Origin of the sequence: Sutterella massiliensis (assembly GCF_016899755.1) — a bacterium.
GTDB lineage: Bacteria > Pseudomonadota > Gammaproteobacteria > Burkholderiales > Burkholderiaceae_F > Sutterella > Sutterella massiliensis.
In genome coordinates this window covers 1-649 of record NZ_JACJJC010000200.1, presented here as the reverse complement: position 1 = coordinate 649, position 649 = coordinate 1, and the positions used below count along the sequence as shown (strand labels likewise).

The 649-nt window shown below is 54.5% G+C and carries 1 protein-coding gene; it reads left to right on the top strand.

Annotation, left to right across the window (positions count from 1 at the left end):
- The coding region (locus H6A60_RS12150) for a hypothetical protein (protein ID WP_205104992.1) at positions 1–649 on the top strand (649 nt) is incomplete at both ends.

Sequence of the window (649 nt, the reverse complement as noted above, 5' to 3'; positions counted from 1 at the left end):
CATCATTTCCGTTGCAGGCGACCTGAATATCGACCTCGGCGGCTCGGGTAACAAGCTTGTTTTCGGAAATTCGGGACAGGGATCGAGCTTCACGGGCGATCTTTCGCTCGGTAACGGCCGCTTCTCGCTCGATGACGGGCAAAACGAGGCCTTTGCGGGCAGTTCGAGCATCGTACTCGGCTCCGGGGCCGTTTTCGATTTCGGTTCCGGTACGAGCAATATCAAGGACCTGACGGTTAATGCGCACTCCAAGCTTGAGTCTTCGGCCCTTGTTATCGGTTCCGACACCGCTCCGCACAATATTTCCGGTTCCTTCAATCTCAATAGCGATACGACCATTACGCTTACGGGCGTATCCGTTGAAACCGATTTGTCGCTCACGGATTATGACGGCGGCAGCGTCAGTCAGGATTTCATCACTGCAGGCAACGTGACAGTTGGCGCGGACGCCGAAATTACGCTTTCCGGATCGGGCGACTTTATCAATCTTGGGAATCTGGTTCTTGATTACCAGCAGACTCAGAACGGCAGCGCTGAGACGGTCGCCGAAACGGTTTGGTCGGTTAACGGTTCGCTCACACAGAACGGAAACGCGTTCCAGGTCGGTACGCAGCTCAAGGAAATTCGCCTTATCGGCAACACGATTCTT